Below are 22293 nucleotides of genomic sequence, written 5' to 3'. Positions count from 1 at the left end.
GCCAGGAATGGTGCCGAAGGCCAGGCCGTTGTCGGTCAGCCCGCCGGTGTAATCGATCAGGCGATACACACCATTACCGAAGCCACCGATGTCGGTGATGTTGAGCGTGCCGTCCAGGGTGAGGTCGCCGTTGACCGCGAGCACACCGGTCTGGCTGGGAATGCCCAGGAACGCATCGATGGTTGCATTCGGTGCCAGGCTCAGCGTGCCGGTAGTCAGCAGCGCGCCGCTACTCACGACCAGGCGGCCACCGTCGGCTACCGTGACCGCCGCATCCACCACGCCGCTGCCGCTCAAGGCGCCGCCGTTGGCGACCGTGAGCCCACCTGCGCTGGCCAGCGTGCCGTCTACGTCCAACGTGCCCGCGCTGACCAGGGTGGTGCCACCAATGCTGCTGGTCCCGGTGAGCTGGAACGCGCCGGTGCCGACCTTTTCCAGATTGCCCGCATCGCTCAGGCTGCCACCGAAGGTTCCGGTGACATTGGTGTTGCCCACCTGCAGCGTGCTGCCGCCCACGATGGCGACATTGCCCAGCCCGGTCAGTGCACCTAGTGCGGTGTCGCTGCCCAGCTGCAAGCCCGCGCCTGCGGCCACGTCCACTGCACCCACGCCCGTGAGTGCACCCGGCGCGGTGGTCGCCACCACGCCGGTCTGCACCGACAAGGGACCGCTGAAGCTGTTGCTGCCCGCCAGCGTCAGCGCGCCCAGGCCGGTCTTGGTCAACCCGCCTGCGCCGCTGAGCACGCCGCTGAGCGAAAGATCGGCCGCCGTGTCTACGGTGAGCCCTGCACCGAGCGTGAGGTTATTGGTCAATGCCAACGCGATCGCGTTGCTCAAGGTGGAGTTACCAATCACCGACAGGCTGCCGGTGCCCAACGCCGTATTGCTGCCCAGCGCCAGCGTGCCGGCATTCAACACCGTGCCGCCGGCGTAGTTGTTGGCGCCGTCGAGCGTCAGCGTGGTGGTGCCGTTCTTGACCAGGCTGCCTGCACCGGTGATGGCGCCGTTCAAGGCCAGATCGTTGCTGCCGGCAAGATTCAGCGCGCCGTTGAGCACGACCGCATTGCCAACGGCCAGGGCCTGGTTGGTATCCAGCGTGGTGCCGTTGGCGGTGGTGAGTGCACCACTGCCGAGCGCCTGCGCATCGCCAAGCACCAGGTTGCCACCGCTGAGCGTGGTGCCGCCGGTGTAGCTATTGGCCGCATCCAGCACCAGCGTGCCGGTGTCCACTTTCTCCAGGCCACCTGCACCGCTGATGCCGACATCGAGCGTGGCGGTGGCATTGGGGTCCACGCGGACCGCCGTCAATGGCGTTGTGATGCTCAAGGTGCCCGCGCCGGCATCGGTCAACTGATACCCGTCGGTGACGAACTGCAGCCCGCCCACTGCTTGGGTGCCCTGCACACCCACGGTGCCGGCCGTGCCGGAAAACACCGCAAAATCGCCTTGCCAGGTGCTGTTGGCGGTGCCGTCCTGACCGGTCCAGCTGCTGGCGGCGCCCCATATTCCACTGCCGCCGTCCACGCTGCCGTTGGCAACCGTCTGCGCACCGTCCCAGAACTGCACGATGCTGCCGGGTGCAGTCACCACCAGGTTGATCTGCTGGCCGATCGCGGTCTGCAGTGCCAACTGGCTGATGTCCACGCTGCCGGGAATGGTGCCGAGCAACAGGCCATTGTTGGTGAGCAGGCCGGTGTAGTCCATCAGCCGGTAAACGCCGGTGCCGAAGCCACCGATGTCGGTGATGTTGAGCGTGCCATCGAGCGTGAGGTTGCCGTTGACCGCAAGCAGCCGGGTGGCACTTGGCGCTGCCAGCGAGGCATCGATGAAGGCACCGGATGCAAGGGACAACCCGCCCACGCTGAGCGTGGAACCACTGGTGATTGCCAGACGCCCGCCGTCGGCGATGGTCACCGGGCCGGTCACCGCGCCAGCGCCGCGCAAGGTGCCGCCGAGCGCGACGTTCAGATTGCTGGTGATCAAGCTACCCGCCACATCCAGGGTGCCGCCGCTGACCGAGGTGCTGCCGGCCACTCCATTGTCGCCGAGCAGGCTCAAGGTACCGGTGCCGATCTTGTCCAGGTTGCCATTGCCGATCAGGCTGCCGGCGAAGCTGCCCGCGCCCACCTGCAAGGTACTGCCCGCACCCACATCCACATTGCCGGCGCCTCCCAGGCTGTTGATTACGCCGCCGTTGGTCAGGCTCAGCAAGGCACCGGCGCCGACATCCACCGCACTCGCGTTGCCAAGTGCCGCAGCGGTGTTGGCCACCAGTGCGCCGGCCTGCACCGCCAGCGGTCCGGTGTAGCTGTTGCTGCCGTCGAGGGTCAGAATGCCCGCGCCGGTCTTGGTCAGCCCGCCGGTGCCGCTGATGTTGCCGGTGGCCAGCAGGTCGCCCACCGTATCGACGGTCAACGCCGCGCCCAGGGTGATGTCGTTGCCCAGTGCCACGGCAATCGCATTGCTCAGCACCGCATCGCCCACCACCGACAGGCTGCCGGTGCCGAGTGCGCCATCCGCACCCACGGCCAGTGTGCCGCCGGTCAGCGTGGTGCCGCCGCTATAGCTGTTGGTGGCGGTGAGCGACAACGTACCGGTGCCATTCTTGAGCAGGCCGCCGGTGCCAGTAATGGCACCGTTCAAGCTCAGATCGTTGCTGCCGTCCAAGGTGAGCTGTGCATTCAACTGCACGGCATTGGCGAGGTTCCCCGTTGTAGCGGTATCCAGTTCGGCAACGCCGGCGATGGTCAGTTGCCCCGTGCCCAATGCGGCTTCGTTGCCAAGCACCAGGCGGCCAGCGCCCAGCGTCGTCCCACCGGTAAACGTGTTCGCAGTGCCCAGCGTCAACGTGGCAGTGCCCTGCTTGTCCAGACTGCCGGCGCCACTGACCACCCCATTCAAGGTGAGATCCTGCGTGCCACCGATGGTGAGCGCGCCATCCACTGCGACTGCATTGCCCAAGGTTGCCGCGGTGGTGGCATCCAGCGTGGTGCCGGCGGCAGCGGTGAGGGTGCCCAGGCCAAGCGCGGTATCACTGCCCACCAGTACCGAGCCGGCCTGCAGTTGCAACCCGCCGGCCCAGGTGTTGTTGCCGTTGAGCGTGAGCGCATTGCTGCCGTTCTTGATCAAACTGCCCGCGCCACTGACCACGCCATTGAGCGTGAGCGGTTGCCCATCGATGCTGAGCGCACCGCCCAGCGCGATGCCGTTCTGCAGCGTGACTGCAGTGCTTGCGCTGAGCGCGGTGCCATCGGCGGTGGTCAACGCGCCGGTGCCGAGCGCGGCATCCGCGCCAACCACCAGGCTGCCTGCGGTGAGTTGCGTCCCACCGCTGTAAACGTTGTTGCCGGTGAGCGTGAGTGCGCCGGCACCCTCCTTGATCAGGCTGCCGGTGCCGCTGACGGTACCGGTCAGATCCAGCGCGTTGGTGCCGCCTACGGTGAGTGCGCCAAGCAGTGCCACGTTATTGCCGACGCTGGCAGCGGCGGTTGTGTCCAGACGCGTGGCATCGGCTGCGGTGAGTACACCGGTTCCCAGTGCTGCGCCGCTGTTGATCAGCAACGTGCCTGCGTTGAGAGTGACGCCACCGGTGAAGTTATTGGTGCCAGTCAAACTCAGCGCCGCATTGCCGTTCTTGATCAGTGCCCCCGTCCCGCTGACGCTGCCGCCGAGTGCAAGATCCTGATTGCCACTCAGCGCCAGATTCTGCTCCAGCACCACTGCATTGCTCAGCGACACGGGCGCGGTGTTGTCCAACACACCGCCGGCGGCAGTCAGTGCACCGGTGCCCAGCGCCGTATCGCTGCCCACCAGCAAGCTGCCCGCGCTCAGGCGCGTGCCGCCGGTATAGGTGTTGTTGCCGGTCAGGCTCAGACTCGCCGTGCCAACCTTGTTCAAACTGCTCACGCCACTGATGTCGCCGCTCAGCGTGAGCGCGTTGGCACCGCCCACATTGACAGCGCCTACGCCGGTCAGCGCGATCGCGTTGGCGAGTGTGCTCACCACCGCCGAATCGAGCGTACTACCGGCTGCTGCCGTCAACGTGCCGCTGCCCAATGCGGTATTGCTGCCCACCGTCAACCGACCAGCGCTGAGCGTGGTGCCGCCGGTGAACACATTGTTGCCACTCAAGCTGAGATCACCGATGCCGGATTTGACCAGGCTGCCGGTGCCGCTGACCGTGCCGGCCAGGCTGAGCGCTTGCGTCCCATCGAGCGTCAGCGCGCCAGCAGACAGGTTCACGGCGTTGCCCAGCGTGGTGGCCGCCGTGCTTTGCAGCGCGGCATTGCCGGTGACGTTCAACGCCCCGCTGCCCAATGCCGTGGCACTGCCCACCTGCAAGGTGCCGCTTCCCAACGTGGTGCCGCCGGTATACGTATTCAAACCGCCCAGTGTCAGCGTGCCGGTGCCCAGCTTGTTGACACTGCCGGTGCCGCTGACGGTGCCGGACAGTGTCAGCGCCGCGCCATTGCCGCCCACACCGAGCGCACCCGTGAGTGCGACCGCATTGGTAAGCGTGGTGGGTGCGGTGGCAGCAAGTTCGCCGCCACTGGCGGTGAGCGTGCCGGTGCCCAACGCACTACCCGCCCCCACCAGCAGACGGCCGCTGCTCAGCGTGGTGCCACCGGTGTAGCTGTTGGTACCGGCCAGGGTGAGGTCGCCGGTACCGCTTTTGAGCAGGCTGCCGGTACCACCGATGGCGCCGCCCAACGTCAGCGCCTGGGCACCGCTCACCGTCAATGGACCTGCAAGCGAAACCGCATTGCCCAGTGCCAGCGCAATGCTGCTCGACAAGGTGGACGCAGCCGTGACATTGAGCGTGCTGCCACCCAATGCCGCCGCATTGCCTACCTGCAAGGTGCCGCCGGCCAGCGTGGTCGCGCCGGTATAGGTGTTGGCATTGGTGAGCGCCAACGTGCCGGTGCCGGTCTTGGTGATGCCGCCGGCGCCTGATATCACTCCGGTCAGGCTCAACGCGTTTCCGCTGGCGCCCACACCCAGTGTGCTGTTGAGCACCACATTGTTCGCAAGCGACAACGGTGCGGTGGTGTCCAGCGCTCCGCCGCCTGCGATCACCACGCCGGTGCCCAGGGCGGCGGGATTTTCCAGCACCACTGTGCCGGCATTGAGCGCGGTGCCGCCGGTATAGGTATTGGTCCCGCCCAGGGTTAAGGTGCTTGTGCCAATCTTGATGAGTTCACCGGTCCCAGCAATGGTGCCACCCAGGCGCACCGCGTTGGCCCCGCCAATGGATACGTTATCGGCCAACGTAAAGGCGTTTGCGAGGTTGAGTGCGGTGGTGCCCGACAGGGTGCCACCTGCCGCAGTCACCGTGCCGGTTCCTAGCGCGGTGTTATTGCCCAGCGTCAGGCTGCCGGCGGCCAGCGTGGTGCCGCCGCTATAGGTATTGGCGCCGGTCAGGGTGACGGCACCTATACCGGTTTTGGTGAGCGCGCCGGTCCCGGTCAGCGCACTGCCGATGGTCAATGCATTGGCGCCCTGTACCGTCAGGCCGGTTCCGGTGAGTGCAATGCCACCGGTGGGGCTCAAGGTCAGATTGGCGGCGGTGGCCTCGATCGCGCCACCGTTGGCGGTGATGTTGGTGCCGAACAGGGCCGGGTTGGCGAATTGCGCCACGCCGCCATTGAGCGCGGTGTTACTGAAATTGGTCGCGCCGCCCAGCGTCCAGGTACCGCTGTTGACGCGCAGGCTACCGAAGTTGATGTATTGCGAGGTGCTCAGCGCCGCCGTGCCGGCGGTGCCGCTGCCCGTGCCCGTGGCGGAATTCTGCAGGATCAAGGTGTTGGTGCCGCCCGCCCCGCCATCCACGGTGCCGGTTGCCGCAAAGCTCAACAACCCGCCTGGGCCAAGCAGCGCGACCCCGATGCCACCTGCGCTGTTGACGCTGCTACCGGTGACCGCCGTGAAGCTGTTGATGCTGTTGGCGCCCATCGACACGCTGCCGTTGATGGCGCCGGAATTGATGAAGGTGTTGCCGGTGGCCGAGCTCTGGAACCCCACCCTCCCTTCGATGGTGCCGGAGTTCACTGCGTTGACCGTGGCGCCACCGCTGACCGCGATGACCGGCGTATCCGAGCCAAGCACCGAGAGATTCAACAGGGGGCGACTACTGATGGTGCCGGCGTTGTTGATCTGCACCACGCCGGCAGGTGCGGCTGTGAGGCCCAGCGCCATGCCATCTAGGTTGAGCAGGTTGGCACCAAGCAGGCCACCGCTTCCGTAGATCGTGCCGGTCGCGAGGTTATTGACCGTGACCTGCGTCGAGCTGGCGTTGCCCATCGTCACGCCAGTGCTGAGCACTGACAGCAGGCCAAGCACGGAAGGATCGATGGTGCCGCTGTTATTGAGCGTGGAATTGGTACCGCCGAGTGCAATGGCGGTGCCGCCAAGCAGCCCCGCCGTCATCTGCGTTCCGGAGGCGACGTTGACGGTCAGATTGTTCGCGTTGCTGGAGAACGCATTACTGATGATCGGCAATCCGGTGCAGGTCACCGTTTGCCCAGCGGTAGGTAACGCCGGCGTGCACGCTCCCCAGGCCAGCGTGGGTGCAGCCGCTCCCAGGGCGAGGATCACCATGCTCGGCAGATTGCGCCGGGTCGCTCCCGATTTACGCCGCCGCCGCACCAACTCGTGCGTGACGACCCAATTACCGATAGCCGCGTTCCAGACCAGCGCAAACGCACGATTCATATGTTTCTCCTGGGTTACAAGCAAAGATCGGCGCGCACGCAAATGCGCGCCTGGATGACGTTTCAAAAAATGTTTGGATCAAACGCCGGTCTTATGGCAGCGCTCGATTAACCGCTGGATGAGTACGATGAATACCAATCCGACTGGATGTTCTGATCGATTAATAAACGAATCGTTATGCGCAAAGTGTGCGAAGTATCACTAACCATAAATACTTGCACGGCAGAACTGGAAAATGTCGATTCGTATGCTCGCGGTCGTTTGCAGTATGAAATTCAACATCAGATGCAGTCGCGGCGAGCGTTACGGACCTGCCTGGTTAATGTGAACGACACAGTGCCCGATTTAAAAGGAACTCCAGCGGATGGGTTTGGCTGATGCTGCAATCCATACAGTGGCCCGCGTCAAATTTCCGGCACTAAGCGCACGCATCAGCTTTGCGGAACCGCATCAAGTTAATGCGCCAATTCCGAGGTGAGCGAATGAAATGAAATCAGATGATATTTCATATGCAAAACCTAATGCACCAATTAAACGACCTCTGCCGCTAAGATCACTGATTGGATAAGCAGCCTTTTTTCGTCACGCGGAAAAAATGCCTCATCGTGTCTCGAGACAATGGAATGCGCGTCTCGCTACAGAACCCCAAAGGCTGAATCAGCACTTCCCTTTGATGTCGATCACGCGATAGTGTGATCTTCACCACGGAGCTCAATGGCATGACGCGTTCGTCAGACGAACAGGGACAGCAGCGGCATCTGGAGTGGCGCGATACACCGACCGATCTGGCCGGCATGGAGCCTCTCGATCAAATTGCACGTTTGGTGTGCCATTCGCTGGGTGCTGCCGCTGCCGCGCTGACGATTACCGAATCCGGGCGGCGGCGTGTGTTGGCGGCGCATGGCATTGCACCGGACCAGGCCATGCAGACCGTGGCGGCCTTTGAAGACAACGGCACGCACGACGCTGAGCATGATGTCCTTGCCGTGGCGGTACTGCCTGCAGTCCGGCTCGGTGAGACAGCGACCGCCGAGCCCGCACGCTTTGCCGCCTGTGTTCCCATTGGCGCACCGCAGACAGGCGTCTACGGCACCTTGTGCGTTCTGGATGCCTACGAACGGCGCCTGGACGTGCAGGAGCGCCAGCAACTGCGCATGTTCGCCAATGTGGCGGCCGCACAACTGGAGCTGCAGTTCGGTGCCGGCCGCCGCGAGCCGCATAGCGGCCTGCATAACGCCCGCCAGTTGCAGGCCGACCTGGACACGCTCGCCTACGGCAGCCACGCCATGCCGGTGCTGGCGGCCTTTATCGAGGTCTACGACACGCATGCGGCCAACGAGGCGCGGCAGGCGCTGGGCATGCAGCCCATTGAAGAGCTCGTTCGCCATGCCAGTTATGTGCTGACGCGCGCACTGCGCGGCAAGGCCACCGTGTATCACGTGGCACCGATGCGGTTTGCCTTCTTCCTGCTGAATTCTGCCGCCGATGAAATGGAAGACCTGCTGCTGGATCTGCGCGACATGCTGCACGCGCCAGTGGATGCGGCCGGCATCCCGATGTCGCTGACCTTCCATGCCGGCGTGGTGAAGTTCCTGCCGCGTCAGCCGGACACCGGCGATGTGATGCGCAAAGGGCTCGTTGCATTGGGTGACGCGGTGAGCCACCACGCGATCCTGTGCTGGTATAGCGCGGCGCACGACGATGCCATCCAGCGCTCGTATCGTCTGGCGCTGGATGCAGAAGCGGCATTGGAGGCGGGCGATTTTCGCCTGGTGTTCCAGCCACGCATCAACCTGCTGGACCTGTCGGTGACCGGCTTCGAGGCCCTGCTGCGCTGGAAGCACGCAACGTTGGGCGCGATCGGGCCCGATGAATTCATTCCCTTGTTCGAAAAAACCGCGCTGATGTGCACGGTCACCGAGTGGGTGATCGACCATGCACTCCGGCAACTGGCCGCGTGGCGCGCTGGCGGCCTGGATTTTTCGCTTTCGATCAATCTGTCTTCGCGCGACTTCGGCAACGTCAATCTGGCCTCGGACGTGATCGACCGCTGCCAGGCCCTGGGTATTCCTACCGAACGGATCGAGCTGGAAATCACCGAAGGCCGCTGGTTGCGCAGCAATGTGCAGGCCTTGCCACGCTTGCGTGCCCTGCGCGACGCCGGCGTCAGCGTTGCGATCGATGATTTTGGCACCGGCTACAGCAACTTCGGCTACCTGACCGAGCTACCCGTCAATGTGCTCAAGCTCGATCGCTCGCTGGTGACCGGCATCGCCGATCAATCCGGCATGCAGCTGCGCGCAGAAGCCGTCGTGCGGCTGGCCAGCGCACTCGGCTACCGCACCGTGGCCGAAGGCATCGAGCATGCCGACGAAATTGCGCTGCTACGGAGTTGGGGCTGCGACGAGGCGCAAGGCTTTCTGTTGGCCAGGCCGATGGAAGCCGAGTTGGTGCCGGCCTACGTGGCGCAGGCGAGCACCGCGGCAGGCCTGCCGTAACCGCTGTGCATCAGCGACTGTGCGTAGATCCAGTAGGCCGCGCGATGTGCACGGCCTGGTGACGCCGCATCAGGTGTTGGCCAACGCATCATCCAGCGCGGCGCAGATCGCTACCACCTGGGCCAGGTTGCACTGGGCCGGCGTTGCACGCGGGCTGTCCGGGTACACCTCGGTGGTGGTGCGATAGCGCGCTTCGGTGACACCGGCGCACAAGCCGAGCCGGCGCACCGGGTAGTTGATCACGCCCTCGCCCACCACCGGCGCGCCGATGATCTCGCCCTGTGCATCGGCTGGCGCGATATGGGTCACCTGCGCCACCGCTGCAATCACCGCCTGCTGAAATGCCGGCTGCGGGTCGTCGCTGTCACCCACCAGATAGAACCCGTCCGGGATACTGCCGGGCACGAACGGCACGCCATCGCGCGCGGCCAACGCCGGGCGGAACTCGGTCTCGTCACTGTCGGTGGTTTCGTGCAGATCGATGTGCAGCAACGCCGTGCCGGCGACGGTGGTCACCAGCTGCATGAGCGCTGCTGATTCCACCGCAGGGCTGTTGGGCCGGAAGGCGCGATTGGGATCGATCGCCTCGGCATTCCAGCGCTGGATGCGCTCATAGCCCCACGGGTTGACGCAGGGAGCGATCAGCAGATTGATGCGCCCTGCGTACGCTGCTGCGCGCTCCTGCAGGAATTGCAGTGCGCCCAGCACGCCGCTGGTTTCATAGCCATGCACGCCACCGGTGACCAGCGCCCATGGCAAGGTGGCATCCCAGTGCGGGGTGCGCAGCGCCATCAGTGGATACGTGTCCGCGCCCTGCCCGATAACGCCGTACTGCGTGCACTCGAATGCACCGGCGAATGCGGCGACCGGCTGCAGCACGTCATCTGCATAGACGCGGCGGCGGACTTGCCGCGCACGCCACTGCGCACGTTCTGTCTCGCCCCAGGCCTGGCCGGGGCTGCCGATGGGATACTGCTTTTGCGCTGTCATTGTCGGATCCAGTGCAGGAAGACCGACAAGCGTAAGCGCTCGCATGTCTCTGCGGAACCCTCGCGGCGCGGGTAGACCAATAGTGAGGCGAACGCCACGGTGACGGCTGGCCGCTTGCAAATACTCGCGTTGCTTAGAGCGGCAAACAAAACGTAGCGAGCAGTCGTCAGGTGAGTGCGGACGGCGCGGAGGAACCGGAGTGTACGTGGGTACATGAGGATTCCGAGCACCGGCCGCGCCCGCCTGGCGGCTGCGCAGTAGTTTTGATAGCTGCTCTTAATGCTGATCGTCCTGCGTCAGCACCGCGCCCTCTTCGACGAGCGCGCCGTGTTCGACCGGGCGCTGCAGTGAGGTCAATAAGGCGCTGCGCAACACATCCGCATAGCCGCGGTATTCCTTGGCACGCGCGGCATACAGCGAGGCGACCGATGGCTGGTGAGCGCGGTCATCACCGGCCATTCGGCTCACCAATTCGGCGCGTTCTTCGATCACGCGCAAGGCCACGCGCAACGCCTCATCCACCGAGCCTTCCTTCGCGGACATCAGTGCGGGCGCGGTGTAGCCATGACCGACCTGACAACGAAAACGCAGCGTCCCCGGTGTATGCAGCTTGGTCAGCACGCCACCACACGCCGGGCAGCTGAGCGCCACCGGCTCCCCCAGCTGCGTCATCACCTCGGTGGTGGACGGCTGCCCGCGCGCGATCGCGACCTCCAGCCTGAGCGCATCCGACGGCGCGATCGGCCAGGCCGCCGGTTCGCGCACCAGATCGGTGATGACCGCACCCAGGGCCGCACTGGGGGCCACCACGTCCGGGGTGAGCGCACGCAGCGCGTTGCGTGGCATGTCGTCGGCAATTGCATCGTCCGGGTCCTGCACCGCGACTGCACCACCGCAGGCCTGGATGGCTTCCAACCCCGCGCAGCCATCGTTGAGCATGCCCGACAGCAGCACCCCCAACGCGCGTGCGCCGTGTGAGACCGCAACGGAGCGGAACAAGGCATCGATCGACGGCCGCGACATGTTCTCGCGCGGCCCGCGCCCCAGCACGACGTGCATGCCATCGACCATCAGGTGGGAGTCCGGCACGGCCACATACACCGCACCAGGCACCAAGGGCATGCCATCGCTGGCCACGTGCACCGGCAAGCCGCGCGCTGCGCTGCGCACCATCTCCACGATGCCGGTGCCTTGCGGCGACAGATGCAGCACCACCAGCACCGCGGCGGGAAGATCGCGCGGCAGGTCTGCCAGCAGCGTGCGCAGCGCCTGGCTGGCGCCTGCCGACCCACCGATCGCCACGATGTTGCGGTTGTTTTCAATCGTCACTGGTCACTCCCATGCTGTCGCACATCACTATTGCCGAGCTTTCTTCTAGAGGGTGTGGAAGCAGACACGAGTTAGGTGTGTATCGATTCGGGTCTGCGGTGCGGCGCGGACGGCGAGCTGCTGCTGACCACAGACCATGCCGATTGCGACGCACATGTACGGCGTCATGCGTGTGGTGCGCTGCGCTGTCTCCGCAACAAGATGGAATTCCATAACAGCAGCAATCGAAGATTTCGGAACGCGTATTGCCCGCGTTTTGCGTCTACCCTTGGCCGCGTGATCCCGTATGCGTACGTTGTTAGCCAAAACGCACAGGGCCCCGCAATGCAGGGCCCTGTCTGCCATTCGGCACCAACACGTTGGTGCACCCATGCGATGCAGTTACTTCTTCGCGGTGACTCCGGGCGTTGCATCACGCACCAGGAATTCCTCGGTCAGCTCGGGCAGGTGTTCCAGCAGCCATTTGGCCATGGCTTCTTCCTGCGGAAGGATCTGCTCGCACATGCGCTGTGTTTCGACGTCCCCCACCGTTTTTGCAGCACCCAACAGCGCGGTGTAGGTAGCAATTTCCAGATTTTCGAACACGTAACTGGCCATCGTGCCTTTGATGATTTCGTCCGAGGTGGTCATGCCGCCCATGGCTTGGCCAAAGGCCGCCATCTTGCCCATCGCGTCCTTCACCACCGACGGTGACCCGCCCAGGCGCTCGATGCTTGCCTCAACCAACCGCTGCTGCCCCAGCGTTTCTTCCAGATGCTGCTTGATACGCGCCTTGAGCTTTGGGTAATGCTCGATCCGCGCGGCCTGCGCCTTGAGCATCTGCTCGGCCTGCTGCTCCATTGCATGCGCGTCGCGCAACCAGTCCATCAGGTTTTCACGGGGTTCGGCCATGCGGGGTCTCCTGTTGTCTACGATGGGTCCAGGCTGCCCGCGCCGCGATGAAAGGCGCGGCTGCATCGAGTGAACGGCGTGTGCGTCGTCGACAATGGCTTTACATGCACAGGCGTCGATGCGCGCCCGCGGCAAGTACGGTGCGAGATCGTGCGTGTCTACATGCCCGTTTGATGGCGCGCTTCACTGGCTTGTCGCTGACGACGCAGGCGCACACGGCGGCCCGGCGCAGTACTTCCGCGCGAGCCCGCGGTGGTCATGTCCAAGTCCGTTGCGCTGCATTAGCAGAGCCACACCCCGCCCAGACCGCACTCTCGCGGGCAATGGCGTCACAGCCATCTGCCCAGAGCAACTGCCTGTGCGGGCACTGCGTCGCACTGGGCTCGTCGCGCGTCACAAGCACGGCAACGCGAGGCATTCGGTGGTGTGTGCATGCGTTGCACAGTTGGTTGCGGGGGCCAGAGTGATCGCGACAAATTCGCCTGCAATCGATCTCTCAGCATGCTGCAGTGTGCAAAATTTGCCGACACGACATCGATGCCTTGCGCATCAATAGGTTGGCAAGCGCAAGCGTACTGCATCACGCATCATGGCCTTGCCTTCATCCAGGCGCTGCAATCGATTGCGGCTGCCAGCAACGCGAAAGTGCGGGCAAAACGCGTCTTTTCAAACGCTAACGGCCCCGTGTCCGAAGCGCACCGGGGCCGGTTTCCATTGCTGACACAAGAACCGGCACGCATTGCCGCGTGCCGGGTGACTTATGCGGATTCTTCCTGGGGCTTGGCCTGCTTGGAACGACCGCCCTTGCTGCCGATGCGCGACATATGGTCACGATCACGACTCACGGCCTGGCCGCCCTTCCGGCCTGCTTCGCGCGCTTCGTCGCTAGTAAATTCGTGCGCATTGCCACTGGCATGCGCCGCTTTGCCACCACTGCTCGCCAACAAACGGCGCTTCTCCGGATCCAATGCGGCAAAACCGCGCCGGCTGCGAGTTGCGTTCTGTCCGTCCTCCACTGTGCCTCCTCTCGATGCGTCGATGACTACGTCACTGGGTATAGGAGGTACCGCAACTATCGTGCCAACCCTCAAACCCACGCATTCCGGTGTGGCAACGACCAATGCAGGCAAAAACGGCTGCGCTCGCTGTGCAAAAGTTGCACACCCGCCTTCACGCTGCCCGACCCCAGAGGGATAGCGCTACCACGCACGCGCCGATCCGCGCCGCTCAGAGCAGGGTGATCTCCTGCGCGCGCACGATCAGCTGTTCCTGGCGGAAGCGCTGCTCCAACTCCGCGCAGTAGCTGCGCCACCAGCCGCGATCCAGGTCATCGGCCATCACTTCGTAGATCACAAGGTCGTCGTGCACCAGCTGCGCGCCCTGCTCCTGCCATGCGCCATGCACCGGTGCCCGGGTGTAGGCAGTGATGCCACCAAACCGCGTGGCCAGGTGATGATGGACCTCGTCGAACATTGCCTGCTCAAACCGCACGCCATTGTTGTCGGCGAGCGGCAGCAGCACCTGGATCAGGAACATGCGGCGCCTCCCTGCGCAGAACCAGCTTGACTGGAAGCACCTGCATGGTCGGCGGCCCGCACCTCATCACCCAGCAGCGCTGCCACATGCTCGGCAATGCTCAGGCAGGCGGTCAGGCCAGGCGACTCGATGCCGAACAGGTTGACCAGCCCGGCCATGCCGTGCAGCGCCGGCCCATCGATGCGGAAGTCGGCGGCAGGCTCGCCGGGGCCGCTGATCTTCGGGCGCACACCGCAGTAGCCCGGTTGCAACGCGTCATCGGGCAGCGCTGGCCAGTAACGCCGGATTGCCGCATAGAAATGCTCGGCGCGCGCCGGCTCGCAGTGATAGTCGGGCTGCGCCACCCACTCCACATCGGGGCCGAAGCGTGCGCGCCCCTGTAGATCGAGCGTCAGGTGCACGCCCAGGCCACCTGGCTCTGGCAATGGATACACCAATTGATGAAACGGCGACCGCCCAGCCAAGGTGAAGTAACTGCCCTTCGCATATTGCGCGCGCACGCGCGCAGTGGCTGGCAGGCCTTCGGTGCGTGCGGCCAACGCCGGCGCACCGTGACCGGCAGCGTTGATCAACCAGCGGCACGTCAGCCCCATCGCGTCGCCGCCGGTGGTGCAGACGCAGAAGCCGGCAACCAGCGGTTCGATCGATTGCACCGGCGCGCGCAACGCCAGCGTGGTGCCATGTCGCTCGGCATCGCCCTGCAAGGCCAGAATCAATGCATGGCTATCGATGATGCCGGTGGTGGTGGATTCCAGCGCAGCCACGCAGCGCAGCGCAGGTGCGCGCGCCTGCATCTGTGCACTGCTCGATGGCACCACGCCCGGTGCGGCGCTGTCGGTTGCATTGCGCTGCAACGCCTCCAGCTGCGCGGTCTGCGCCTGATCGCAAGCAATGATCAACTTGCCGCAGCGTTGATGCGGCACATTGCGTTGGCGGCAATATGCATACAGCAATGCGTTGCCGCGAACACACAGCTGCGCCTTCAACGATCCGGGCGGGTAATACAACCCGGCGTGTATGACTTCGCTGTTGCGCGCACTGGTGCCGGTGCCAATGGCCGATGCGGCTTCGAGTATCAACACCTCGTTTCCCTGCATCGCAAGCTGTCGCGCAATGGCCAGGCCTACAACGCCGGCGCCCACCACGATGCAATCCACGTCGTGCATGCGTTCGTCCAGTTCGAGACCGCGCAAGTGTAAACGCACACCAGATCGTCACGCATTGTCGCGACTGGTATCACTGTTCGCTTACGGAGATTTTCTATATTTAGGCTCCGTTAGCCAATGATTCACGGTTGTCTAGGGCCAACAAACTTTTATCTAACTTTTGTCGACGTGCGTTGCTCCACCCCACCCGGCCGTAGCGTTCGCTGCGGATCGGTCCGGAGAAGCGTTGGCGTCAAGGAGTTGCAATGCCTGCGGCCCGGTCAGTGCTGCTGTCCTCGAACTATGAGGCATGGCCCGAAGCGTTTAATGGTCAAGCCTATGCGTTTCTCAATGTGGTGCGCAGCCTGGAGCATGCCGATGTGGTGTGTCCGCCTGCGGCCGCGTATGCCAGCGGGCGCGGCGTCAACCCGAGTGTGTCCTATCTGCTCAACGAGCTCAGCAATCGCGGCGTTTCCGCGCTGCGCCGCTTGCGCGGCCAACCGGCCGCATCCAATGCGCAACGGTGCGAGGTTGAGCGCGATTACGATCTGTTTTTCTATGTATGCCAGTTTCCTCGAGAGTTGAGCACGCTCAGCCGCATTGGGCACTGGCAAGAACGCTGCCGCACGCGCGTGGCCTATCTGCTGGAAACCTGGCCCGAGCAACTGGAATCGCAAAGGTCCGAGTTGCGCCTGCTGGATGGGTTCGATCATGTGTTCGTACTCAATGCCAGTTGCGTGGAGCCGTTGCGCGCGTACACGCGCACGCCGGTGTCGTTTTTGCCCAGCGCCTGCGATGTGTTGCTGGCCACACCGATGCCGCATCCGCAACAGCGCTGCATCGATGTGGTGAGCATCGGCCGCCGCAAGCCAGACGTGCACGACAAGTTGTTGGCGCATGCGCAGGCGCACCCGGAATTCTTCTACCTGCACGATGTGGCGCGTGGCGGTGCGGTGACGCACTGGCCTGCCCACCGCCTGCAGTCGGCGGCGATGATCAAGCGTGCCAAGTTCTTCATGGCCCACGACTTCGTGGTGGACAACAAGGGCTTCTTCAAAGGCGTCAGGAAGCAAGCCCTGGCCACCCGCTATTTCGAAGGCGCCGCCGGTGGTGCGGTGATCGTTGGCTCCGAGCAGCGTTGCCCCGAGTTCGCACAGTGCTTTGACTGGGACAATGCGGTGATCGAACTGCCGGCAGACCTGGACGATATTGGTGGGTTCCTGCGCGCGCTCGAACAGCAGCCGGAGCGGTTGGCACGCGCGCGCCTGCACAACACCGTGCACAGCCTGCGCCGGCACGATTGGGCGCACCGCTGGGCGCAGATCCTGCAGACCCTGGACCTGCCGCGGCCCACATTGATGGCAGAGCGCATGGCGATGCTCGACACGCTGGCCACCATGGCCGAGCAGACCGCCGTGTCTCCGTCCATCGCCCACAGCGTCAGCGCCTGACAGTCACCCATACAGCGCCAGCACCACCGGCGCGACAGCCCAAAGGAAAGGCAGATGAAGGCAGTGATTCTGGCTGGCGGCCTGGGGACGCGCATCTCCGAGGAGACCGCCATTCGCCCCAAGCCCATGGTGGAGATCGGCGGCAAGCCGATCCTCTGGCACATCATGAAAATCTACGCGCATCACGGCATCAACGAGTTCGTGGTGTGCCTGGGATATCGCGGTGAGGTGATCAAGGATTTCTTCATGAATTACCACATGCGCGAATCGGATGTGACCTGCGATCTGGGCAGCAACACCACCACTTTGCACAACACCCGCGCCGAACCGTGGCGGGTGACGCTGGTGGACACCGGTGCGCAGACCATGACCGGCGGCCGCCTGCGCCGCGTGCGCGAGCACCTGCACGGCGATGACGCCTTTTGCATGACCTACGGCGACGGCGTGGCCGACATCGATATTGGCGCCGCCATCGCGCTGCATCGGCGCGAAGGCCGTTTGGCGACGGTGAGCGCGGTGCAGCCGCCGGGCCGGTTCGGTGCGCTGCGCGTGGAAGGCGAACAGGTCACCGGCTTCCGCGAAAAGCCGCTCGATGGCGACGGCCTGATCAACGGCGGTTTCTTCGTGCTCGACCCGCGCGTCATCGACGTGATCGAAGGCGATGCCACGGTGTGGGAGAACAGCCCGCTGGAAACCCTGGTCGACCGCGGCGAACTGAGCGTGTACCGGCACGAGGGCTTCTGGCAGCCGATGGACACCCTGCGCGACCGCAATTATCTCGAAACCCTCTGGTCATCCAATCGGGCGCCCTGGCGCGTCTGGGAGTAAATACATGCGCATCTTGATCACCGGCAACATGGGCTATATCGGCCCGGTGGTAGCACGACACCTGCGGCAGCAGTACCCGGACGCGTGGCTGGTGGGCCTGGATCGCGGCTGGTTTGCGCATTGCCTGTCCGACCCGCGCCAGCTGCCCGAGGTGGTGCTCGATCAACAGTGGTTCGGCGACGTGCGCGATCTCACCGCGCAGCAACTGAGCGGCTTCGATGGCGTGGTGCATCTGGCGGCGATCTCCAACGACGCCATGGGCAAGCGCTTCGAGCAAGTCACCGATGCCATCAACTGCCGCGCCAGTGTCGCGGTAGCGCAGGCCGCCGTGCAGGCCGGCGTCAAACACTTCGTATTCGCCTCCAGTTGCAGCGTGTATGGCGCCGCCGCAGACGGCACACCGCGATCGGAAAGCAGCGCGGTGGCGCCGCTTACCGCGTACGCGCATTCCAAGATCGATACCGAGCGCGCCCTGGCCCAGCTGGAGACCGACATGGTGATCACCTGCCTGCGGTTTGCCACCGCCTGCGGTGCATCGCCACGCTTGCGGTTGGATCTGGTGCTCAACGATTTTGTTGCCAGCGCGGTGGCCAATGACACGGTGGAAGTGTTGTCGGATGGCTCACCCTGGCGGCCGTTGATCCATGTGCGCGACATGGCGCGCGCGATCGACTGGGCGCTGGGTCGTACCCCGCTGGCAGGCGGGCACTTTCTGGCCGTCAACGCCGGCGCCGAGCAGTGGAATGTGCAGATCCGCGATCTGGCGCAGGCAGTGGGCGCGGCGATGCCATCGGCCACGGTGTCCATCTCCACCACCGCACCGGCCGACAACCGCTCGTACCGCGTGGATTTTTCGCTGTTCCAGCGCCTGGCGCCACAGCACCAGCCGCAGCAGACACTGCAGTCCACCATTACCGAATTGCGCGATGACCTGCTGCGTGCCGGCTTTGCCGATGGCGACTTCCGCCAGAGTTCGGATTTCATCCGCCTGCGCATCCTGCAGCAGCTGGTGGACAGCGGCGCACTCGCGGCCGACTTGAGGGCAGCGGCATGATCTTTCGCCCCACGCCGTTGTCTGGCGCCTTCATCATTGAGCCCGAACCGCGTGGCGATGCGCGTGGATGGTTTGCACGGGTGTTCTGTACCGAGGAAATGGCGCAGGCCGGGCTGGTGGACCAGTTCGTACAGGTCAACAACTCTTTCAACGCAGAGGCCGGCACCTTGCGCGGCATGCACTATCAGCTGCCGCCCGCGCCGGAGGTCAAGATCGTGCGCTGCATCCGCGGCGCGCTGTGGGATGCCATTGTCGACCTGCGCCCGGATTCGCCCACCTACCTGCAGTGGTACGGGGTCGAACTCACTGCCGACAACCGCCTGGCACTGTATGTGCCGCGCGGGTTTGCGCATGGCTTTATCACGCTGCATGCGCAGACCGAAGCGCTGTATTTCGCCAGTGCGATGTATACGCCGGCTGCCGAACGCGGACTGCGCTGGGACGATGCGCGCATTGGCATCCGCTGGCCGTCCACGCCCGCATTGGTGTCCAACAAGGACGCCGCCTGGCCGGAGTTCAATGAGCAGGTGCATGGCGTGACCCAACTGACCGGGCTGACCCAACAGGAGCGCGCATGAGCGTCGATCGGTTGTTGCAGGCGCGTGCTGCCGAAGGCCGCCCGCTGCGCGTTGGGCTTTACGGTGCAGGATTCATGGCGCGCGGTATCGTCAACCAGATCGCCCACGCCGTGCCCGGCATGCACGTGGCCGTGATCTGCAACCGCAGTGTCGATAAAGCGATCGAGGCCTACCGCCAAGCCGGCCAGCAGGCTACCCGTGTGGACAGTGCCGCCGCATTGTCGCGGCAGATCGCCGCCGGCACCCCGGCCGTCACCGACGACCCCGCGCTGCTGTATGGCTGCGATCCGCTGGATTGCCTGATCGATGCCACCGGCGCCATCGACTATGGCGCGCGGATCAGCCTGGGCGCTATCGCCAACGGCCGCCACATGGTCACCATGAACGCCGAGCTCGATGGCACCGTGGGCCCGCTGCTCAAACGCAAGGCCGATGCAGCGGGCGTGATCTTCAGCGCCTGCGATGGAGATCAGCCCGGCGTGCAGATGAATCTGTACCGCTTCGTGCGCTCGATCGGGCTCACGCCGCTGCTGTGCGGCAACATCAAGGGCCTGCAGGACCCGTATCGCACGCCCACCACCCAGGCCGGATTTGCGGCCAAGTGGGGCCAGGACCCGCACATGGTCACCAGCTTTGCCGATGGCACCAAGATCAGCTTCGAGCAGGCGATCGTGGCCAATGGCACCGGCATGTCGATCCTGCAGCGTGGCATGACTGGTTACGAACACCACGGCCACGTCGATCAGCTGACCCAGCGCTACGACATCGATGCACTGCGCGCGGTGTGCGGTGCGGTGGATTACGTGGTGGGCGCCCTGCCCTCGCCCGGCGTGTTTGTGCTGGCCACGCACGACGACCCCAAGCAGCGGCATTACCTCAACCTCTACAAACTCGGCGAAGGCCCGCTGTACAGCTTCTACACGCCGTATCACCTGTGCCATTTCGAAGTGCCGCTGTCGGTGGCGCGTGTGGTGCTGCTGGGCGATGCCGTGCTGCAACCGCTGGGCGCGCCGCTGGTGGAGGTGATCGCCACTGCCAAGCGCGATCTGGCCGCGGGCGAAACCATCGATGGCCTGGGTGGCTACATGAGCTACGGCCAATGCGAGCGCGCCGATGTCACCGCGCGCGCGCGCTTGCTGCCGATGGGCGTGGCCGAAGGCTGCGTGCTGCGGCATGCGGTGACCAAGGACCAGGTACTCACCTACGACGACGTCCAGCTGCCGCAGCACCGCCTGATCGATCAACTGCGTGCCGAGCAGGCCGCCGTGTTCGCATCGGCGGAGCCGGCCGCATGAGCGCGGCTGGCTGAGCCGCAGCACCGCCACGCAGAGCGCGTGGCAGTGCCACCCGCATGGTCTCGGTACCCGCCCGTTCCACCATCCGCGTGCTGCAGGCCGGGCGCGCGCTCGCCGCGTTGATGGTGGTGGGCAGCCACATGCTGCTGCCCACTACGCACCTGGTGGAACCCGTGCCGGCGTGGCTGGCCGCAGCCATGGCGCATGGCTATCTGGGCGTGGATTTCTTCTTTGTGCTGTCCGGTTTCATCATCTACTACGTCAACCACGCCAGCGCGGCGCTGCCCGGCTGGAGCCATGACTACGTCACCAGCCGGCTCAGCCGCATCTATCTGCCGTACTGGCCGGCGGGCATCGCTTTGGCGCTGATCTACACACTGCTGCCGGCGCTGGACGATGGTGGTCTGGACTGGTCATGGGTCACCACGCTGACGCTGCTGCCGGTCGGCGGGCAGTCAGCACTCGGCGTGGCCTGGACGCTCAGTTACGAATTGCTGTTCTACGCACTGGCGTGGGTGTTTTTTCGCAGTGGCCACCCCTTGCGCTGCGCGCTGGCCTGGGCTGCGCTCACCCTGCTCTACAACGCATTCCTGCACGCCGCCGCACTGCAGCCCGCCGACACGCGCGGCGCTGGCGCATGGGCCGCCCCGTTCGAACAACCCATCGATCCGGCCTGGCGTGCGCTGCTGCTCCACCCGATCACGCTGGAATTTGTGTTCGGCATGCTGGCCGCACGCGCAGTGTTGAGCACAGCGCGCTGGCCGCTGCTGGTGTGTGCGCTGCTGGCGCCACTGGCGTTGCTGTGCTTCGTGCTGGGCGGCCTGCAGCGTGCACATTCGCCGTTGCTCGGGCTGGCGATTGCCGCAGCGCTGGTGGGGCTGGTGCGTGCCGAATGGCGCGGCTGGATCCAGGTTGGGCCGGCGCTGGTGCTGCTGGGCAATGCGTCCTATGCGATCTATCTGATGCACATGCCGCTGATGTCGGTGGTGGCGCGTGCCACGCGGCGGCTTGGGCCCGCCGCGACCTGGCAAGTGAACCTGCTGCTCAGTGCAGCCGCGGCGATTACGCTCGGCGTGGCCTACCACCTGTGTTACGAACGCCCCGTGTTGCGCCACGCACGGCGGTTGCTGTCACGCCGCTAACAGCAGTGCAGCAGCCCAACGCGGCGCACTGCGTCAACCCACCGCCTGCTGCAGCAGCAGGCCAAGCGAGTCATCGCACGCGGCATTGGCTTCGGCCATTGCCCCACCCAACAGCAACAGGGTGGGCAGGTCCGGCGGCAGCGTGGCAGCAATGCGGCCCAGCTCGCCCAGCGTGGTGAGCCGGCGCTGCTGCTCGGCGCGCGTGGCCGCCTGCACGATGGCCGCCGGTGTACTGGCCGGCAGATGCGCCAGCAAGGCACTGGCCACTGCGTCGGCCCGGCGCAGCCCCATGTAGATGCCCAACGTGGTGCCGCTGGCCGCCAGCGCGCCCCAGTTCGGCCCGCCGTGGTCGTGCGTATGCGCGGTGACGAAGGTGATGCCGTGGCAATGCGCGCGATGGGTCAGCGAGACCTCCAGCGCCGCCGCGGCCGCGAACGCCGCGCTGACCCCGTTGATCACCTGCACGCCCACCCCGGCGGCGCGCAGAAAGGCGATCTCTTCGCCCGCACGCCCGAACAACAAGGCATCGCCGCCCTTGACGCGCACCACCTGCACGCCTTGCAGCGCGTAGCGGCGCATCAGCCGGCAGATGAAGTCCTGCGGCGTGGAGCGGCAGCCACCGCGCTTGCCCACCCGGATCACGCGCGCCTGCGGTGCCAGCTCCACGATCTGCGGGTTGGCCAGATCGTCGAGCAGCAATACCTGTGCGGTGGCCAATGCCTTCACCGCCTTGACGGTGAGCAGTTCCAGGTCGCCCGGGCCGGCGGAGAGCAACACCACATCACGACAGCGGGAGGACGAGTTGAGCATGGCAGCGGTCTCGCAAGGCAGGAAGGGAACGCGCG

15 protein-coding genes and 1 other RNA gene are annotated in these 22293 nt (G+C 64.9%); 7 read left to right on the top strand and 9 right to left on the bottom strand.

Annotated elements, in window-relative coordinates:
- Positions 1 to 6711, bottom strand: a 6711-nt coding sequence (locus ACD584_RS13800; protein ID WP_372357294.1) for an autotransporter-associated beta strand repeat-containing protein, incomplete at its 3' end; no start/stop codon positions are given.
- A gap of 692 nt (positions 6712 to 7403) precedes the next feature.
- On the opposite strand from ACD584_RS13800, the gene ACD584_RS13795 reads away from it, so the two are divergent.
- Positions 7404 to 9209, top strand: a complete 1806-nt coding sequence (locus tag ACD584_RS13795) for an EAL domain-containing protein (protein WP_076036948.1) — start codon at positions 7404 to 7406, stop codon at positions 9207 to 9209.
- A 69-nt stretch (positions 9210 to 9278) separates the two neighbouring features.
- On the opposite strand, the gene ACD584_RS13790 is transcribed toward ACD584_RS13795, so the two are convergent.
- The 7 genes from ACD584_RS13790 to ACD584_RS13760 all read right to left on the bottom strand — a co-directional run bounded on the left by ACD584_RS13790 (position 9279) and on the right by ACD584_RS13760 (position 15121).
- Entirely contained in the window at positions 9279 to 10199 is a 921-nt protein-coding gene (locus ACD584_RS13790; RefSeq protein ID WP_076036947.1) for a M14 family metallocarboxypeptidase, read from the bottom strand.
- A gap of 140 nt (positions 10200 to 10339) precedes the next feature.
- A non-coding RNA gene (locus ACD584_RS13785) (sX9 sRNA) lies at positions 10340 to 10414 on the bottom strand.
- A 61-nt stretch (positions 10415 to 10475) separates the two neighbouring features.
- The gene (locus ACD584_RS13780; protein WP_076036946.1) at positions 10476 to 11528 is read right to left on the bottom strand and encodes a chemotaxis protein CheB; all 1053 of its coding nucleotides are present in this window, start codon (positions 11526 to 11528) and stop codon (positions 10476 to 10478) included.
- A gap of 381 nt (positions 11529 to 11909) precedes the next feature.
- Positions 11910 to 12419: a ferritin-like domain-containing protein gene (locus ACD584_RS13775; protein WP_076036945.1), complete on the bottom strand. Its 510-nt coding sequence runs from the start codon at positions 12417 to 12419 to the stop codon at positions 11910 to 11912.
- A gap of 758 nt (positions 12420 to 13177) precedes the next feature.
- A complete protein-coding gene (locus ACD584_RS13770; protein ID WP_012438401.1) occupies positions 13178 to 13435 on the bottom strand; it encodes a KGG domain-containing protein in 258 nt (85 codons plus the stop codon).
- 211 nt (positions 13436 to 13646) lie between these two features.
- On the bottom strand, positions 13647 to 13955 hold the full coding sequence (locus ACD584_RS13765) for a hypothetical protein (RefSeq protein WP_076036944.1): 309 nt from the start codon (positions 13953 to 13955) through the stop codon (positions 13647 to 13649).
- The gene (locus tag ACD584_RS13760; protein ID WP_076037864.1) at positions 13946 to 15121 is read right to left on the bottom strand and encodes an NAD(P)/FAD-dependent oxidoreductase; all 1176 of its coding nucleotides are present in this window, start codon (positions 15119 to 15121) and stop codon (positions 13946 to 13948) included. The genes ACD584_RS13765 and ACD584_RS13760 overlap by 10 nt, the downstream gene beginning before the upstream one ends.
- A 245-nt stretch (positions 15122 to 15366) precedes the next feature.
- Here ACD584_RS13760 and ACD584_RS13755 point away from each other — a divergent pair, with 245 nt between their 5' ends.
- From ACD584_RS13755 to ACD584_RS13730, 6 genes are read left to right on the top strand one after another with little or no spacing between them, the layout of a single operon-like run.
- Complete coding sequence (locus tag ACD584_RS13755; protein WP_076036943.1) at positions 15367 to 16551, top strand: glycosyltransferase; 1185 nt, start codon at positions 15367 to 15369, stop codon at positions 16549 to 16551.
- 54 nt (positions 16552 to 16605) lie between these two features.
- The gene (gene rfbF / locus ACD584_RS13750) at positions 16606 to 17379 is read left to right on the top strand and encodes a glucose-1-phosphate cytidylyltransferase (protein WP_014507759.1); all 774 of its coding nucleotides are present in this window, start codon (positions 16606 to 16608) and stop codon (positions 17377 to 17379) included.
- Positions 17380 to 17383: 4 nt separating this feature from the next.
- Entirely contained in the window at positions 17384 to 18433 is a 1050-nt protein-coding gene (locus ACD584_RS13745) for an NAD(P)-dependent oxidoreductase (RefSeq protein ID WP_076036942.1), read from the top strand.
- Complete coding sequence (gene rfbC / locus ACD584_RS13740) at positions 18430 to 19011, top strand: dTDP-4-dehydrorhamnose 3,5-epimerase (protein WP_076036941.1); 582 nt, start codon at positions 18430 to 18432, stop codon at positions 19009 to 19011. Before ACD584_RS13745 ends, rfbC begins: the two co-directional genes overlap by 4 nt.
- Positions 19008 to 20306, top strand: a complete 1299-nt coding sequence (locus ACD584_RS13735; RefSeq protein WP_076036940.1) for an NAD(P)H-dependent oxidoreductase — start codon at positions 19008 to 19010, stop codon at positions 20304 to 20306. Before rfbC ends, ACD584_RS13735 begins: the two co-directional genes overlap by 4 nt.
- A gap of 56 nt (positions 20307 to 20362) precedes the next feature.
- Complete coding sequence (locus tag ACD584_RS13730) at positions 20363 to 21448, top strand: acyltransferase (RefSeq protein ID WP_076036939.1); 1086 nt, start codon at positions 20363 to 20365, stop codon at positions 21446 to 21448.
- A 33-nt stretch (positions 21449 to 21481) separates the two neighbouring features.
- Here ACD584_RS13730 and cobA read toward each other — a convergent pair whose 3' ends face one another.
- Positions 21482 to 22228, bottom strand: a complete 747-nt coding sequence (cobA, locus tag ACD584_RS13725) for a uroporphyrinogen-III C-methyltransferase (protein ID WP_175611851.1) — start codon at positions 22226 to 22228, stop codon at positions 21482 to 21484.
- Positions 22229 to 22293: the final 65 nt, after the last annotated feature.

The organism is Xanthomonas sp. NCPPB 2922, from assembly GCF_041520885.1.
In the GTDB taxonomy this organism is placed as follows: domain Bacteria; phylum Pseudomonadota; class Gammaproteobacteria; order Xanthomonadales; family Xanthomonadaceae; genus Xanthomonas; species Xanthomonas campestris.
The sequence above is the reverse complement of the archived record's forward strand: the minus strand, read 5'-3'. Positions and strand labels throughout refer to the sequence as shown.